A 16575-nucleotide genomic window follows, 5' to 3' on the forward strand; every position below is an offset into this window, starting at 1 on the left:
TTCAAGTCAATAATAAAAAAGATCGGGTCGTCGTCGGTTTGAACAGTGTCCCTGCGTCGGTTCTGCGAGCCGGTATCTACCCGGCCAGACTGCTTCTCCACGCTCGATCGCCGGATAATGCGAACATGCCTTTAGTCCTATATTAAGAGAGCCTGGCCTTCCGTGCCGATCAAATCTGCTCAGCTGACTTTCGACCAGACGGGCTCCACATATGCGCTGAGCTTTCCCGGGTTAGTTCATCCGAACGATGTTATTTCAGGCAGGGATATTTCGCGCTAGACCCTCTCAGATTTCCGGATTAATTCTACAGATGCAAAATTATTGGTCAAGTCAAGAAAGGCGGTTCTGCTCGGTCGAAAGGGCAGGGCGCATAGGCGTCGCCACAAGGTTTGTGCGCCAGACAACGATTTGGTGGACATAAAGAGAACAATGGCTATGCCACACGTTTGAGGCGCGCCATGGGATCATTGAGGGGGCGGAATTCGCCGGAGGCGAGCGGTTTTGCCCGGTGCCAGAGATAGTCTCCGGTCAAGCTGATATGCGCCCAGCCCATTGGGGAAAGGTGGGCGAGGAGCGCATCATCGAAAGGGACGCCGGATGCCGTGAGGTGCTGGGCGGCCCTGTCCAGATAGATGGTATTCCAATAGGCAATCGCCGCGATCAGCAGATTGAGGCCCGATGCCCGATATTCCTGGTTCTCGATCGACCGGTCCGTGAACCGACCCTGCCGGTTGGTGTAGATGGCGGCGGCGAGGGTATGGCGTGCTTCTCCCTTGTTGAGGCCGGCCTGGCAGGCCCGGCGCAAGTCGGGCTGCTCAAGCCAGTCGAGCGTGAACAGCGTCCGCTCGATGCGGCCGAGTTCGGCCAGCGCGAAATCCAGCCTGTTCTGGCGTTTGTAGGCGGCCAGCTTGCGCAGGATCGCGGAGGGCGCGACGGCTCCCTCCTTGATAGAGGCGACGATCCTGACGATGTCATCCCAATCGGCTTCGATCGCCGCGGTCTTGATCGTGCGCCCCATGAGGCTTTCGATGCCCTTGTAGGTCGAGGGCGCGGCGATCGAGCCGAGTTTCCGGTCCGCGAGGTCGCGCAGACGGGGGACGAAGCGGAAGCCGAGAAGATGGCAGAGGGCAAAGACGTGATCGGTTGCCCCGCCCGTGTCGGTGTAATGTTCATGCAGGGGCAGCGCGGCAGCACCGAGCATCAGGCCGTCGAGCACATAAGGGGCCTCGCCAGCGGTGGCCGACATGATCCGCGATCCGAACGAGGCAAAATGATCGGACAGGTGGGAGTAGATTTTCAGGCCCGGCTCGCTGCCATATTTCGCATTGATGTCGGCCGCTGCCGATCGGCTGCGACCCGAGCGGAAGAATTGCCCATCGGAGGATGAACTGGTGCCGGCGCCCCAATGGCGCGTGAACGGAAGATCATGGTGCGCGGCAACGATCATGGCCAACGCGGCCTGGTAATTTTCGGGCGACAGATACCAGTTGTGTGTCCAGGCAAGCTGGGCGTAACTCACCCCGTCGCTGGCGTTGGCCATCCGCTCCAGGCCCAGATTCGATCCATCTGCCAAGATGGCCGCAAGGACCGCATGCGGGTTGTCATGCTCTTTGCCGGAGCGAAGGTCGCGGAACGCGCCCAGGAACCCGGTGCGCTCGGCCACTTCGACCAGGAGTTCGGTGATCCGCACGCGCGGAAGCAAGGCGTCAAGCTTGCGATCGAGGGCTTCCGCCTCGGGCGGCGTAATCGCCTGCATCGGTTGCAGCTTAAGCCGGTCGCGCTCGAGCGCCACGCCTTCGAGCCTGTTCGCCTTGAGTTGCTTGACGAAACGGCGCAACCGCCAATCAAGCGTCCTCGCCCGCTCCTCCAGATAGGCGGCTGCATCAGTCTGGAATGGCAGGCTGTCGGCCATCTTACCGGCCTCGCGCCGGCTCAACAGATAGGCGTCGAAGCGGCGATAATTGCGGGTTCCTTCGACCCAAATGTCGCCCGCGCGCAACCGGTCGCGCAGCGTGGCCATGACCGCCGTCTCATAGCGCCGGCGGTCGACCTGGCCGCCTTCAGTGATGAGGTGTTTCCACTGCCGGCTGGCAAATGGCAGGGGAACATCATCGGGCAGACTGCGCGTTTTGCGCGCATTTGCATCGCGGATGACATCGATGGCTTTGACCAGTTGCGACCCGCTTCCCGATGCCTTGAACGTGAATGCATCGAGAAAAGCCGGGCTGAAGCGCCGTAATGTCGCATAACGCCCGGTTGCAGCGACAAGGGCATCCTCCCCCGCCAGGTCGGCCAGGGCATCGACCTGTGCCTTGGCCGCGACCAGCCTGTGCCAGCCCACCGCCTCGTCGATCAGTTCCAGCGGATTGCCGCCATGCTCGACCGCCTCTCCCAGCGCCGCGATCGTGGCGCCGAACAACCGCATGAGTTCGCCGACCGAGCGAATGCTGTCCTGATAGCGCCGTTCACGGCCACGCCGCGCGCGCGTAAACAGGCTCCCGACAAGTCTGTCGAACATCTGGATCGCCGCATCGGCTAGCCGGGCCTCGAGATCAATCACAGCAGCGACCAAAGTCGCGCGCCGCCTGTCGAGGCTATAATCGGAGAGCAGAAACGCCGGCGCCGCGCCACCTTCTCGCATGAATTGCGCTAACCGGAAATCGGGGATTCTGGCACCGATCGCGGGGTCTATGCCGATTTCGCGCACATAGCGCAGCCGTTCCAGCAGGCCGTTGATATTGGCCGTCGTTGGCGCCTCCTCGAAATTGCGCAGCCAAGCCAGCGGCGTCATGCCGAAGTCGCTGCTGTTGACGATCAAATCGTCGATGCGGATCAGTTCGGCGTGGCCCAGGCCTGCAACGATGGTTACTGCCGCGGCTTTGCGTGCGCGTGCCCTACCTGCGAGACCGGCACGTTCAAGTGTGTCAGCCGATGGGAGAATGAACCGTTCCTTCTTCAATCCCTCCATCAAAGCGCGAACAATCGGTTCGCCTCGATCAGTTCGGTCGGCCGCTTTCGCCGCCAGATCAAGCGCGAGCGGAATATCCCCTCGTCGGAAGGGGCGTAACCCGAGGTGCCTTGCCGCGATGTCGGCATGATCGTTACGCGTTTGGGGACGCTGACCATAATCGGTGAAAACCTCCGCCTCCATGAAAATCTGGGCAGCGAGGTAATGAAGGATGGCATCCGGGACGCCGATATTGGGCTGAAAGCCGAAGCCGGGATGCCGCATCAATGCGATCTGCACTGCCAGGCCGAGACGATTGGCAGAGCGATGACGGCGGCCGATCAGGTCCAGATCCTCGACGGCAAGCGTATAGTGGCTGATGATCGCACTTTCGTCATGAGGAGCATCGAACAGGCGCCGCCGTTCTTCCCCGGTCAATAATCGCCGCCGCGCCATACTGCCTCCCGCCGACTCCTGGGCAGCAGGTTAGCGTCAATCTGGAGTATAGCCTAACCGGACGTCAGGAGAGTGTCATGATTTCTGTCAGGATAGGGTCAAGACAAGCATTTGTTGACGGCTGTCGCAGCGTGTCATAGATTCCAACCTGACATTTTGACCGGAGGCGGCGATGAAAGGCCAGAGGATCGGTTACGTCCGGGTGAGCACATTCGATCAGAATGTCGATCGCCAGTTGGAAGGGCAGTCGCTCGACCGGATTTTCACCGACAAGGCATCGGGCAAGGACGTCAACCGCCCCGAGCTCGATGCCATGCTTGCCTTCGCCCGCGAGGGCGACACCGTTGTGGTGCACAGCATGGATCGACTGGCGCGCAATCTCGACGATCTGCGCAAGCTGGTCCAGTCCCTCACCAAAAGGGGTATCCAGATCGAGTTCTTGAAGGAGAGCCTTGCCTTCTCCGGCGAGGATTCCCCGATGGCCAATCTGATGCTTTCGGTCATGGGTGCTTTCGCCGAGTTCGAGCGCGCCCTGATCCGGGAGCGGCAGCGCGAAGGCATTTCGATCGCCAGGCAACGCGGCGCTTATCGGGGACGAAAACGCTCCCTCTCCGACGAAATGGTCGGCGAGCTGCATCGCCGCGTCGCTGCCGGCGAGCGTAAGGCCACCATCGCCCGCGACCTGGGTATCAGCCGCGAAACCCTATACCAGTATCTGCGCGCGGCCGTCTGACGACCATGTTCTCATTATGTCTGCCAAATCCTTGTCTGGCGCACAAACCTTGAGGTGACGCCCATATACCTCGTTTCGAGCGGCTTGTTTTGTTGTCGTAGGGTTTTCCTGGGCGGATGGTCGATGCGTCGTTTCGGCGATCATCTGGAGCCGTGCGCGAGGGGCGAAGGAGATCGACGGATGCTGAGCGAAGGCCAGTTGATCGATCGCAAGTGCAGATTTCTACCGTTATTTACGCCACTCGATGCCTCCGACTGCTTCGCAATGGGGCCATGGCGGCCACCTTGCTCCGTGCATCACGCCCTGCTTACTGCCCAGGTCGCCTCAAGGTCGAGCAATAGCACGACATGATATCCTGCCGGTTGCGCAACAAAATCGAGAATATAACGTTGGCGGCTCGGGCTAAACGGCGAGATAGCAAAGAGTTTCATCTTGTAATATTGCAGGTGTAGAATTAACGCGCGTCTGAGCAGCATAGGAGGTGGCGGTTGAAGGCCCATCGCATCGGAAAGACCGTAGCGAGTTGGAACGTGACGACGAGGGCGGGAACAGCTGCTGCACGCCGCAGCCGCGAAACGATACCGACCGGGCGTCGTGCGTTAGCTTCGGCGCGAGTGCGCTCGCCGCTGCCCACCTTCCTCGTCGGTCGTTACAACATCAATGCTATGGTTCTGGCGGCGTATGCGCAGATGCTACCCCACCCGTCCATTCCAACAATGGACAGGCAAATTGACCATCGGCGAAATCGCGGAGATATTATTCAGTGACTGGACGTGACGTTATCCAAGGACGTGGACGAGCTCGGCTTCTCGCAAGCCTGGTACTTGCCCATGCGATTCAGAAATCTTGATGTTGGAAGCGGTGAGAATGGAAGCTGAAGCGCAGGCCGCGGCCGCTCCGGAAAAAAAGACGGAAGCTACAGAAAGGCGGCGTAAGCCTGGTCGGCCAAGGAAGGACGGCAACCATCGCGAGACGATCCTCAACAAGGCGGAGATCGCCTTCGCAGAAGGGGGCTATGCGGGCATCAGCATCCGCGACATCGCCGAGCGGGCGGGCGTTAACCAGGGGTTGATCCGCTATTATTTCGAGAGCAAGCAGCAGCTGTTCGATGAGGTTTATCGTCGTCGCGGCGGATTGTTGTCCGGACGCCGTCACGTTCTGCTGGATCAGCTTCTTGAAGGAGGCAAACCGTTAACGGTCAAGGCGATCGTCCGCGCTTATCTTCAACCACAATGGGATCTGAAGTACAGCGGAGAAGCGGGGTCCGCCTTCGTGCGCCTTCAGGCCCGTCTGCACGCCGAGCCGGAGGAGCATGCGCTGAGACTGCGGCGGGAGGTCTACGACGCCTCAGTCAAGCGGTATGTCGATGCGCTGGCGAAGGTTCTCCCCGACATTCCCAAGAGAACCATCGGCCTGCGCATGGCGTTTCTCGTGGGGACATATCTCTTCATGCTGAACGATCTCGGCCGCATTGAGGACCTGACCGAAGGTAAGATCAGGCATATTTCCAAGGACGAGATGCTCGACCATATGGTCGAGTTTCTCGCTGCGGGCATCCAGACGGCTGTACCATAAGCGAATGCTGGCCGGGCTATTCCCCCGGCCAGCATTCCGAGCTCATCCGGTTGGGGTCAACTCGCCGAACCGGATTCCCGCCTTCCTGCCATCGTAAGTAGCCTGCGCGATTTGGCCAGCGCCGAGGCAGTCTCCGATCCGCTCGACCGAGCGGATGAGGCCCACCTCGCGCTTCGCGACCAGCTCCTGATAGAGTTCATCGTCAGAGATCTGGCCGGTAACCAGGACAACCGTGTCCGCGTCGATGCGGCTTTCCGCCCCGTCAAGCAGGCGGCTGGCGGTCACCGAACCTTCGTCGATCGATGTGATCATTGTGCCGACCACGATCGCGATCCCGGCTTCATTCATTGAATTGATGACGTGCACGAGTTCTAATGTGTTGTGCGTCCAGGGGGAAGGATCGCTGGCCGTCGTTACATAGGTCACCTTGCAACCCGCCTTGGCAAGGCGGTCGGCTATAACGGCCGCCATATAATAATAGTCCTCGTCGTAGACGACAACGCTGCCGCCACTCGGCACATGGCCGTTGAGGATGTCCTCCGCGCAAAGCACATGGGAAAGGTCGTGCCCCGTGATGGGCTCGTCGTGATGGCGTCCCACGCCTTCGCCGCGCCATTTGGCGCCCGTCGCAATGATGATGTGGTCGGCCCCGAAACCCACGATATCGTCTGCGTTAAGAGGACTTTCGAGATACATGTTGACGTTCGGCATCGTCTGTAGCTGACTGACGCGGTAATCCACCACGCGACCCCAGGCGCTCAACCGCGGCATCCTCCGCTCGCGTACGAGGCGGCCGCCCCATTCGCTGCCCGCATCCGCGATAGATACCTGATATCCACGCTTGGCAAGCGTGTGGGCTGCCTCCAAGCCAGCCGGGCCGCCGCCCACTACGAGTATGGATGCGTCGGGGTCGTGCGCCTCCGGCACATTCTCAGGATGCCAGCCGTTCACATGCTCCTCGCCTGCGGAGGGGTTCTGCGTGCAACGGATTCTGGAATAGGTCATCACCTCAGCGGTGCAGGCGTTGCAGCCGATACATTCCCGGATGTCGTCGTGACGGCCCGTGTCGATCTTGTTCGGGAGGAAAGGGTCAGCTATCGAAGGGCGCGCGGCCCCGATGAGATCAAGCACTCCGCGCTTGATCTGACTTACCATCGCATCAGGCGAGGTGAAGCGGCCGACGCCAACAACCGGCTTGTTGGTGACCTTTTTCACAAAATCGATGAACGGCTCCTGCTGGCCCTCCTCAAAGAACCGACTGCTGCCGCTATCCCAGGCCCAATCGCTGACGTTCACGTCCCACAGGTCAGGCACATCGGCAAGCGCCTCCACCACACGGCGACCATCCTCGAATGCGGTGATGTTCGAAGGCCGACGCCGATCCTCGACAGCGAAGCGAACGGCGACGGCACAGGTGTCCCCCACCGCGTCCTTCACGTCGGAAAGCGTCTCCCGGAGCAAGCGGACGCGATTCTCAAATACGCCGCCATATTCGTCGGTGCGCTTGTTCGTCCTGGTATCCAGAAAGTCCTGCAGCAGCGACAGGTTGTGCGCGCAGTAGACGTAAATGATATCGAAGCCGGCCTTGCGGGCACGCAGCGCCGCGTCCCGATACCACTGGCGGAAGTTTGTGATGTCCTGCCTGTCGATGGTTCGCGCCGAGATGGGATTGATGAAATAATGTGGGAACTTGCCGGTGGGTGAAAGCGGATGTTCGCGATGGTTGATGGCAGGGCCGGAGGCACCCGCATGCGCGAGCTCTATACCTGCGAGCGCGCCATACTCCTTCACGGCTGCGACCACGCGTGATAGTGGCTCGATATATTTGTCGTTGTACATCCGCGGATCAGGCAAAGGTGCGTGGTCCGAGGTTTCGTGGATCATCGTCTCCTCAAGACAGACAACGCCCCAGCCACCCTCGGCCCTGGCTTTCCGGAACGCAATCATCTCATCCAGGGCGGGCATGCCCATCGCGGTGGCGTGCGGCACAACATAGAACCGGTTCTTCGTTCTTACAGGGCCGATCTGCAGCGGTTCGAAGAGAATATCGTATCGAGGGTCGCGCATTTGTTACTCCACGGTATCACGCAGTCAGTTTTCGGAATGACGGGAAGACGCCGCCGCGCATCCATCTCGTCCAGAGCCGGATGGATGCGCGGGACCATAGTGCCAACGGCGTGAAGTCGCATATGGAAAGCGGCCAAAAAAGGGGCAATCACACAGCTAAGGGCATAGATGAGTTGAAAGGCGGGCCTGTTTCTTCCACGCTGATGTGGACGCAAAGATGTACCGACATAAGCGATCGATCAAGGGCCGATCTATAGTTCTCAACCTATTTTTGCCCCGCGTACCAAGCTGTTACTCATGCTCATAAGGGCTGAATGCCTCGGCTATGGCGAAGTCGTCACTTTCAAGGACGATGCTGGGCTCGTTCATCTCAACCCAGCCGCAGAATGGCGGCGACATCTCATATCCCAATAGCTGTTGAACCCGCTTGGGATATTGTTTCACCATGTCTCGCGGCACAACCAGATACTGATTCTCCTCCTGACGATGATAGCCTTGGGTGAAGGATAGTGCGATCGCCAAGCGGCACTCGTTCGAAATATTCGCGCCCCCTCCATGATAGACGCTGCCCACATACATAAGACCCGATCCGCGCTTCATTTCAGCAGGAACCGCTTCATGGGGCTGAGGCCGCCGGTCCATGTCCCATTTATGGCTGCCCGGGATCACCATCGTTGCGCCGTTGCTTGCGGTGAAGTCCGTTCCTGCAAGAAGCGTCTGGAGGAGCACATGGGGACCGGGATGGCGGACGTGGTACATTCCATCGTCACGGTGCAGGTCCTGTGCAGCCTGGCCCGGACTGATCTCGATTGCTTGCGTCACCGATACCTGAACCGTGGGCCGTACCATGGTCTGCCGTTCGCCTGCCATCATCGGGAACTCGACGCAAAGAAGTCTCTCAGCCGTGCCTAGAAACAACGGATGGAGAACAAATTCCGTCATATGCCGTGATTTGGCAAATAACGCGGACGTGCGCCGGGTTCGATTGCCCGAGAAGCCAGCCTCTCCGAACGGTGAACGCTTTATCCATGGCTCCAGGTCGCCGACTAGTTGATCCATCACACCCGGTATGATCATGCCCTCAATGATGACGGCACCATCCCGGTCAATGATTTCACATACAGCGTCAACCGAGGTGTCATTCGAGACAGAAGCTATTGTAGCCATGACTATACCTTATCAACGTAAACGAAGGCGAGGACGGGAAAAATGGAGCGGCAATTTCTGCAATTCATGCACTTGATCACGGACGTCACAGAACATCGGCGGGATCGAAACGATCTATCATGCGCTCTGTGTCGGTCGAACGACTCGCGCCACATTCACCCGACGCTGTCTGGAGCCTGATCCGATCAAACTGGATCGGATCAGGCTCTAAAGTCTTTCGATTCCTACATTTTCCGATCCAGCAGGTGATGCCATCTGCTTCGAAAATGCTCCATCTGCGCACTCCTATATGCGGACGACTATGGTCCTGATATAAGCTCCCCGGCTCCCGCTGTCGAAGCTTAGTGCCGGGGAAGCGCAAAGTCGGCAGAACTTCATTTCACCGATCGTATGGCAAGTCCATTTGCTTTGCAGAAGGCGTTCTTCGAGATGAGCTTGCCGTCGCGAAAATCCAGGATATCCAGCCCGTCGACGCAAGATTGCTGGCCGTCAGCGGCCGTCATCATCATCGTCCAGGCGACAAGGGCGCGGTCGCTTGCTTCGTCCAGCATCGTCGAGGAAACCGTATACTGGACGCTTCCAAGAGTGCCGTCGAAGATGGACTTGAGTGATGCGCCGATGGCATCGACACCCTTATGCTTGATGCCGTTGGGATCCATGTACACGCAGTCTGGAGACAGAAGACCGAGCATTTTGTCGTAATCGCCGTCATTGAATGTGCTCATAAAAGCGGTAGTGTGTGCATTTAGGTCAGACATGGTCGCTCCTTTGACGTGTTGCGTGCGGAAAGATGACGGCCGCCTATGCTGGCCTTTGTAATCGGCTGGGTCAGAGGGCTCGCTCGTCCTGGCTGAGTCAGGCCTATCAAGTCGCGGAAAGCCTGTGGTGAAACGTGCGCCCACCGTTTGAAGGCGTTCCTGAAGTTGCTCACTTCGGTGTAGCCCGCCCGATCAGCCACGTCGCCAATCGTCAGTTGTGGATCGGAAAGGCATTGCTTGGCGAATGCGAATCGGACTTCCGCGATAATTTGTGCGTAAGACGTCTCTAGACAATGGAGTCGTCGGCGCAGGGTTCTTGCTGACAATCCCAAATCCCGCGCAATATCGGCTTCGGCCGCATCGAAGCGCGGGCCAATCAGAATCGCCTGCTTCAATCTGCGGATTAAAAAGGCGTCCGAAGAATGGCCCTCGTCGGAAAGCAACTGAAATAGGCCTGGCATTGCAGCGGTTATGGGCTCTTCAGCAGCACCACCGTTCTCCTGGCAATGATGATGAGTGGGCGCGTGACGCGGCGTACACCGAGGGCGCGCGTGCTTTGAATTGGCAAAGGAGTGGGAGGACTTATCCTCTGAACTCCTCCAGGTATCACGCGAGATGCACGAAGCACGCGTAACGCTCGAGCCTTCGATACCTGCGGCGCTCACCAGATGCCGCCGATTCAAACTTTCGGACTGTTTCTGGACGTTTGCTATTTGCGGTGGCATCCAGTGCATTCCTCTCGTATCTTCGCTGGCGCGCCTTGTTCGGCCGCGCGACGAAAATCTTTCAATCTCGTTATAAACTGGATCCGGTCGGCGGTTCGCAACCAAACAGACAGGACCCACGGGCAGCCTTGCAATCGCACATCGGCCAGACATGCTGCGCGCAAGGTAACTTCCCGATATTTCCACAATCAATTATACAGAAAAAGAAATCAAGTGAGAATGCGCATGGGCAGTGGCCGCCGTCGCAGGCGCAGCGTCCCATCGGTCATGTGTTTGACACCTGACTAAATTAGGACCGGCTCCGATATGCATAAGCCAAGCTGGATCCCATGGATATTCGACCTTGTATTTATCCAACAGACGAATTAATGTTGCCACAGCAGCAAAGGAGAGGGCAATTGAGGGCCTACCGTATAGGGCAGATCGTGCCGAGTTCGAATGTTACGATGGAGACTGAAATACCGGCGCTCCTCCGTGCCCGCGAGACGATCTCGCCCGAGCGCTTTACCTTCCATTCGGCCCGCATGCGCATGAAGCACGTGACCAAGGAAGAGCTGTCCAAAATGGACGGCGCCAGCGACACGTGCGCCATCGAGTTATCTGACGCGGCCGTCGACGTGATGGGTTATGCATGTCTGGTGGCTATCATGTCGATGGGCAAGGGTTACCATCGTGAGTCCCAGGCCCGCCTGCATCAGGCAACAATCGATAATGGCCATCCGGCCCCCGTCGTATCGTCAGCTGGCGCGCTCGTGGATGGGATCAAGGCGATTGGCGCGAAGCGAGTGGCGATTGTGGCGCCATATATGAAGCCGCTAACCGAGCTTGTTGTCGACTATATTCGTGCCGAAGGCATCGATGTCGTCGAATGGCGCGCTCTTGAGATTTCGGATAATTTGGCAGTCGCCGCTCACGACCCCGCCCGGCTTCCGGGCATCGTCGCGTCGATGGAGCATGTGGCCGAGGTCGATGCTGTAATTTTGTCTGCATGCGTGCAGATGCCGTCGCTGCCCGCCGTCTCGATCGTTGAGGCGCAGGTCGGCAAGCCGGTGTTGACGGCGGCCATCTCCACAACCTGGGCGATGTTGCGAGCCCTTGACCTCGACACGCGCGTGCCCGGTGGCGGGACGCTTTTATCAGGGGCATTCTAACAATGGACGGCAGTCCTTTCGGATACAACGTTCATGCGAACGGCATCCGGCACCATCTTGTGCGCCATGGCGCGCCTGGGCGGCGTCAGATGCTTCTCGTGCCTGGCATCACGTCGCCAGCGGTCACGTGGGATTTCGTTGCCGCTCGCCTGGCCGAGACGTACGAGGTTCATGTGCTCGACGTTCGGGGCCGCGGATTAAGTCAAGCTGGCGACCTTGATTATTCCCTGGATGCAATGGCGGATGATGTCGTCGCGCTGACGGGTGTTCTTGATCTCGATCGTCCGGTGATTCTTGGTCATTCCATGGGCGCCCGCACCGCGATCCGCGCCGCCAGGAAAGCGCACGGGATTTTTGCCGGGCTGATCTTGGCCGATCCGCCCGTAAGCGGGCCGGGCCGTCGCCCCTATCCCTCGGCATGGCCATGGTATGAGGATTCGATCTTGCTGGCGCAGCGCGGCTGCTCGGCGGAAGAAATGAAGGCATTCTGCCCGACCTGGACTCAGGATCAGCGCGCGCTGCGTGCTGAATGGCTCCACACGTGCGAACTGCGTGCGATCGACGCGGCCTATAAAGGCTTTCATACGGATGACGTTCATGCCGACCTGCTGCACCTTGACCTGCCGATACGGCTCGTCGTGGCCGGTGGCTCGCCGGTCATCGAAACGGCAGATATTGAAGAAATTCGGACACTGGCGCCCGGCATCGAGGTCGTGACCGTCGAAGGCGCAGGGCACATGATACCGTGGGATGATCTGGACGGTTTCCTCGGCGCGGTCGCAGGTTTTCAAGCCGACATCAAGGAGGCCACCGCAAATGGATCGCGCTAGTTTCGCGGAGATATGCCTCCACCAGCTGAAAATGTCCGGTGTTCGCGCCGACGAGCGGCTGGTCGTGCTGACTCAGGGTGACGAGCGACTAGATTATGCCGACGCGTTTCTCGCTGCGGGCCGGGCGCTCAAGGCGAATATCTACCACATGCGGCTGCCGGCGCCTGCACCGATGGGCAATTGGGCGGTAGGGCAGACGCCGCTTTCGCGGATGCCTGAAGCCGTGGAGGCATTGAAGAATGCCGATATGGTGATCGACTGCATCTTCCTGCTGTTCTCGCCAGAGCAGATGGCGATCCAGGCGGCGGGTGCTCGCGTCCTTACGGTTGTGGAGCCGCCGGAGCTGCTCGCGCGGATGCTGCCGTCCAGGGAGCTGCGTGAGAAAGTGGAGGTCGCAGGCGAGTTGCTGGGTCGCGCGAAATCGATGCACATCACGTCGCCTTATGGGACGGACGTCACGTATAAGCTTGGCACCTATCCCACTGTCACCGAATATGCCTGCACCGACACGCCGGGCCGATGGGATCACTGGCCATCCGGCTTCGTCTTTACAGGCGGCGACGACGACGGCGTGGACGGGCAGATCGTCATCGCGCCGGGCGACATATTGCTGCCGCAGAATATCTATGTGCGCGAGCCTATAACATACACGATCGAGAAGGGCGTCGTCACCTCGATCCGGGGCGGCTTGGAAGCTGATCTGGTCAAGTCGTACATGGCGGACTTTAATGATCCGCGCGGCTTTGCGCTGAGCCACATCGGCTGGGGAATGAATCCTGACGCCAAGTGGCACCGGATGACGCCCGGCGAATTCCCCGGCGGAATGGGCATGGAGGTGCGTAGCTTTCTTGGCAACGTGCTGTTCTCAACCGGTCCAAATAATGAGCTTGGCGGCATGAACGACACGGACTGCCATCTCGATATACCGCTGCGCGGTTGCTCGCTGTTTCTGGATGGAGAACCGGTGTTGCTGGACGGAGCAGTCGTAGCGAAGGACCTGACGGCTTGCGAAGGGGGTAAGGTGTTCGATGTCGCAGGATGAAGTCTATGAAAAGGCGGGGTTCGGAGGCAGCGTGCCCCGCGGCACTCGGCCGGCGGTCGTGGTGGTCGATTTTACCTATGGCTTCACCGATACTGTTTACCCGACGGCGGCGGATATGCATGCGCAAATCGCGCGAACCCGTGCCATCACCGATCTGGCCCGAAGCCGTGGTTTTCCCGTTATCTACACGACTATCGCCTACCAGCCCTGGGAGGTCGAGACGTTGGCCTGGCTGCGTAAGGCCACCGGAATGAGAGCGCTTCTCGCGGGGAGTAGGCTCGTTGAGATCGATGCGGCGACCGGGATCTCCGATGGCGATCCGATCGTGGTGAAGCATGGCGCATCAGCATTCCATGGCACGAACCTGGCGGCCATGCTCACCGGGGCGGGTGTCGATACCGTAGTGGTAACGGGCGCGACTACGTCCGGTTGTGTCCGGGCGACCGTCGTGGATGCAGTGCAGTCCGGCTTCAACGTTCTGGTGCCGCGCGACTGCTGTGCTGATCGCGCGAACGCGCCACATGAAGCCAGCCTTTATGACATCGATCAGAAATATGGCGACGTCACCGACGCCGCGGACGTGACCGATTGGATCGCGAAGCTTTGAATAACGCAGGTGCATGCGCACCAGAAAACAACTGGAGGGAACCGCAATGGCTCAACATGTAATCGTCGTTGGAGCCGGGCCCATTGGCCTGCTAACCGCTTTCGGACTTGCGAAGGAAGGCACGCGTGTCACGATTATCGAGGCGGAGGAGCAGTTCAACGATAAGCCGCGTGCGCTGGTCTATCACTATCCCGTTCTGCCCCATCTCGACCGGCTTGGACTGTTGCAGGACTGTGAAGCGGAGGGTTTCCTGCGCCAGACCTTCGGCTGGCGTATCCACAGCACGGGCGAACTTATCGAGTGGAAATGGACGCCTGAGGGGATGGGGGGGAATGCGCTTCATCTGCACCAAGGGTTGTTGTCCAAGATCATTGCACGGCATGTCTCGGCGCAGCCGAATGTGGAGATATTGCTGCGAACGAAGCTGACCGGGTGTTGCCAGACTGCGGGCGGCGTGATCGCGGAGGTCGAGGGACCCAATGGATCGGCAGTGCTGGAAGGCGACTATCTCATAGGGGCGGATGGCGCGAACAGCACGGTACGCCAGAATGTACTGGGGCTCCAGTTTCTGGGGACAACCTGGCCCGAGCGCTATGTGGCGACGAACACGAGAATCAACCTGTCGGCGCTGAACTATCCTGAGTCCGTCATGCAGCTCGATCAGAAGCACGGCTCCATTATCTGCAAGATCGAGCAGCCCGACGTCTGGCGGGTAACCTTTGTCGAAGACCCCGAGCTACCTTTCGAGGGGCTGGAAGAGCGCATCCACACGATGTTCGCTGATCACCTGCCCGACCTGCCCTATGAGGTGCTCGCCTACTCGCCCTACCGCATGCACCAGCGCATAGCCGATCGGATGCGTGTGGGGCGGATCCTGCTTGTCGGTGATGCTGGCCATATCACCAACCCCACAGGCGGGCTTGGCCTGACTGGCGGCATGTTCGATGCTTTCGCCCTGATCGGCGCTTTGAACCGGGTCATCCATGACGGGGCAGGGGAGGAAATACTCGAATTTTACGAGCGCGATCGTCGTCGGGTGTTTGCCGAGGTTACGTCGCCCCGCGCGTCGTTCAATCTGCGCAACCTCTATCACCTGAAGGAAGGACAGGAGAAGGAGGACCGCATCGCTTTCCTCCGCGCCGTGGCCGCAGATCCGCGGCTAGTTGAGCGGGAAATGAGCTTCACGACGCAGATGGAAACGCATTTCTGAGCAACATGCGCACCTTTGAAATGGCAGACTTTGGCGGTGTCTTCCTGACATCGCCACCTGTTGATGCCGGGGACGCGGTGTGGCCCGGCATCAACGCCTATGTGCAGTGGTTCATTCCTGTAAATCCCCGTCCGGTTTCTATCCTTTTCGTCCATGGTGGCGGCGGACAGGGCGCTGACTTCGTCAGGACACCGGACGGTCGGCGCGGATGGGTGCATCGGTTCCTGCAGGCGGGCTATGCAACATATGTCCTAGATCGGCCGGGGCATGGAAGGTCAGCCTGGAACGAAAACGTGCTTGGCCCGGCAACGCCCACGGCAGACTACGGAACGCTATACCCCCGGTTCGTGGAGCCGGGGAAGCACGACTTATGGCAAGGTGCCTCCAAGCATAACCGCTGGCCCTCCGATCCGTTGGCCGGTGACCGGTTCATGGCAAGCCAAGGACCGATGGCCACTTCGCTAGGTGCGAGCCAGCGTCACGTTGAGGCTATCGCCGAACAACTGCTCGATCTGACCGGCCCGACCGTGGTAGTGAGCCACTCGATGGGGGGACCATGCGGATGGGCTCTGAGTGCCGTTGGCGGGCTGCGGGTCGCGGCCGTACTGGCGGCGGAACCTCTGGGGTACTCGGGCATGGTGCATCCGCTTGGAACCTTCAATAACGGTCTCGCGCCGGAGGCATATCAAGGACTTCACGACCCGTTCGCGAAGCCGGTCGCCATTGTTACAGGCGAAGCCACGTGGATGAGAGAAGCCAATAGGCGCGCAGCGGAGTACGTACGAGCACGGGCTCCAGTGTTTGAACACATCGCCTTGGAAGAACATGGCATAACTGGAAATGGTCATATGCTAATGGCCGAGTCCAATAGCGACGAAATCGCCGATCTGATGATTCGATGGTTGGATGCGAATGTTTCGTGTGGGCTGGCTCAAGCTAGAGCCTGATCCGATCAGACTGGATCGGATCAAGCTGTATTTGTTTTTTGTTTTCCGCATTTTCCCAGCCAACAGATGATGCTATCTACTTCGAAAATGCTCCGTAAGCGCCGACGGAAGGTGACGTTGACGCGGCCTGTCAGGCTTTGCGGCGTGTCCGCGGCACCCATTTTTTCGCGAGCGCTTCCAGCCTTGCCTCGATCAGGGGGATATCGGGCTGGGCGTTGGGATCATGGTCGTTGCCGAGGGTTTCGAGCGCTTCTTCATGATATTCATGCTGGGGGTCGCCGAGCGCTTCGAGCTTTTCGGCGTAGCCCCATGGCCCGCCACTGTCCTCCGGCGGCCGCATGCCTACTGCATCGAGGATGA

The 16575-nt window shown here is 59.4% G+C and carries 15 protein-coding genes; 9 read left to right on the top strand and 6 right to left on the bottom strand.

Annotated elements, in window-relative coordinates; genetic code table 11:
- Positions 1 to 433 precede the first annotated feature (433 nt).
- Positions 434 to 3403, bottom strand: coding sequence for a Tn3 family transposase (locus tag F7P65_RS18655; RefSeq protein ID WP_025547107.1), 2970 nt, complete (start codon positions 3401 to 3403; stop codon positions 434 to 436).
- A 172-nt stretch (positions 3404 to 3575) separates the two neighbouring features.
- On the opposite strand from F7P65_RS18655, the gene F7P65_RS18660 reads away from it, so the two are divergent.
- From F7P65_RS18660 to F7P65_RS18670, 3 genes are all read left to right on the top strand, one after another.
- A complete protein-coding gene (locus tag F7P65_RS18660; protein ID WP_025547109.1) occupies positions 3576 to 4136 on the top strand; it encodes a recombinase family protein in 561 nt (186 codons plus the stop codon).
- A gap of 488 nt (positions 4137 to 4624) precedes the next feature.
- A complete protein-coding gene (locus F7P65_RS18665; protein ID WP_128830671.1) occupies positions 4625 to 4903 on the top strand; it encodes a hypothetical protein in 279 nt (92 codons plus the stop codon).
- Positions 4904 to 4985: 82 nt separating this feature from the next.
- Positions 4986 to 5711, top strand: coding sequence for a TetR/AcrR family transcriptional regulator (locus F7P65_RS18670; protein ID WP_240334390.1), 726 nt, complete (start codon positions 4986 to 4988; stop codon positions 5709 to 5711).
- Positions 5712 to 5753: 42 nt separating this feature from the next.
- Here the strand turns inward: F7P65_RS18670 and ndpC are convergent, their stop codons facing one another.
- From ndpC to F7P65_RS22105, 4 genes are all read right to left on the bottom strand, one after another.
- Positions 5754 to 7778 (bottom strand): 6-hydroxypseudooxynicotine oxidase, encoded by a 2025-nt coding sequence (gene ndpC / locus F7P65_RS18675; RefSeq protein ID WP_240334391.1) that lies wholly within the window; start codon positions 7776 to 7778, stop codon positions 5754 to 5756.
- A 291-nt stretch (positions 7779 to 8069) separates the two neighbouring features.
- On the bottom strand, positions 8070 to 8945 hold the full coding sequence (locus tag F7P65_RS18680) for a phytanoyl-CoA dioxygenase family protein (RefSeq protein WP_025547115.1): 876 nt from the start codon (positions 8943 to 8945) through the stop codon (positions 8070 to 8072).
- Between the two features lie 374 nt (positions 8946 to 9319).
- Complete coding sequence (locus F7P65_RS18685) at positions 9320 to 9703, bottom strand: nuclear transport factor 2 family protein (RefSeq protein ID WP_128830672.1); 384 nt, start codon at positions 9701 to 9703, stop codon at positions 9320 to 9322.
- Entirely contained in the window at positions 9691 to 10164 is a 474-nt protein-coding gene (locus tag F7P65_RS22105) for a helix-turn-helix transcriptional regulator (RefSeq protein WP_162854705.1), read from the bottom strand. Before F7P65_RS22105 ends, F7P65_RS18685 begins: the two co-directional genes overlap by 13 nt.
- 662 nt (positions 10165 to 10826) lie before the next feature.
- Here F7P65_RS22105 and ndpH point away from each other — a divergent pair.
- Genes ndpH through F7P65_RS18720 form a run of 6 tightly spaced genes read left to right on the top strand, consistent with a single transcriptional unit; the run spans position 10827 to position 16215 of the window.
- Positions 10827 to 11579 (top strand): maleate isomerase, encoded by a 753-nt coding sequence (ndpH, locus tag F7P65_RS18695; protein WP_476749605.1) that lies wholly within the window; start codon positions 10827 to 10829, stop codon positions 11577 to 11579.
- A gap of 2 nt (positions 11580 to 11581) precedes the next feature.
- The gene (gene ndpF / locus F7P65_RS18700; protein ID WP_025547120.1) at positions 11582 to 12409 is read left to right on the top strand and encodes an N-formylmaleamate deformylase; all 828 of its coding nucleotides are present in this window, start codon (positions 11582 to 11584) and stop codon (positions 12407 to 12409) included.
- The gene (ndpE, locus tag F7P65_RS18705; RefSeq protein WP_046765897.1) at positions 12396 to 13451 is read left to right on the top strand and encodes a 2,5-dihydroxypyridine 5,6-dioxygenase; all 1056 of its coding nucleotides are present in this window, start codon (positions 12396 to 12398) and stop codon (positions 13449 to 13451) included. Before ndpF ends, ndpE begins: the two co-directional genes overlap by 14 nt.
- Positions 13438 to 14058 carry a maleamate amidohydrolase gene (gene ndpG / locus F7P65_RS18710; RefSeq protein ID WP_025547121.1) on the top strand — a complete coding sequence of 207 codons (621 nt, stop codon included), beginning with the start codon at positions 13438 to 13440 and terminating at the stop codon, positions 14056 to 14058. Before ndpE ends, ndpG begins: the two co-directional genes overlap by 14 nt.
- Positions 14059 to 14104: 46 nt before the next feature.
- Positions 14105 to 15268, top strand: a complete 1164-nt coding sequence (gene ndpD, locus F7P65_RS18715) for a 6-hydroxy-3-succinoylpyridine 3-monooxygenase NdpD (protein ID WP_025547122.1) — start codon at positions 14105 to 14107, stop codon at positions 15266 to 15268.
- A gap of 5 nt (positions 15269 to 15273) precedes the next feature.
- The gene (locus tag F7P65_RS18720) at positions 15274 to 16215 is read left to right on the top strand and encodes an alpha/beta fold hydrolase (protein ID WP_025547124.1); all 942 of its coding nucleotides are present in this window, start codon (positions 15274 to 15276) and stop codon (positions 16213 to 16215) included.
- A gap of 130 nt (positions 16216 to 16345) precedes the next feature.
- Here the strand turns inward: F7P65_RS18720 and F7P65_RS18725 are convergent.
- The coding region (locus F7P65_RS18725; protein ID WP_150294419.1) for a plasmid pRiA4b ORF-3 family protein at positions 16346 to 16575 on the bottom strand (230 nt) is incomplete at its 5' end.

Origin of the sequence: Sphingobium estronivorans (genome assembly GCF_008692605.1) — a bacterium.
Taxonomy (GTDB): Bacteria; Pseudomonadota; Alphaproteobacteria; order Sphingomonadales; family Sphingomonadaceae; genus Sphingobium; species Sphingobium estronivorans.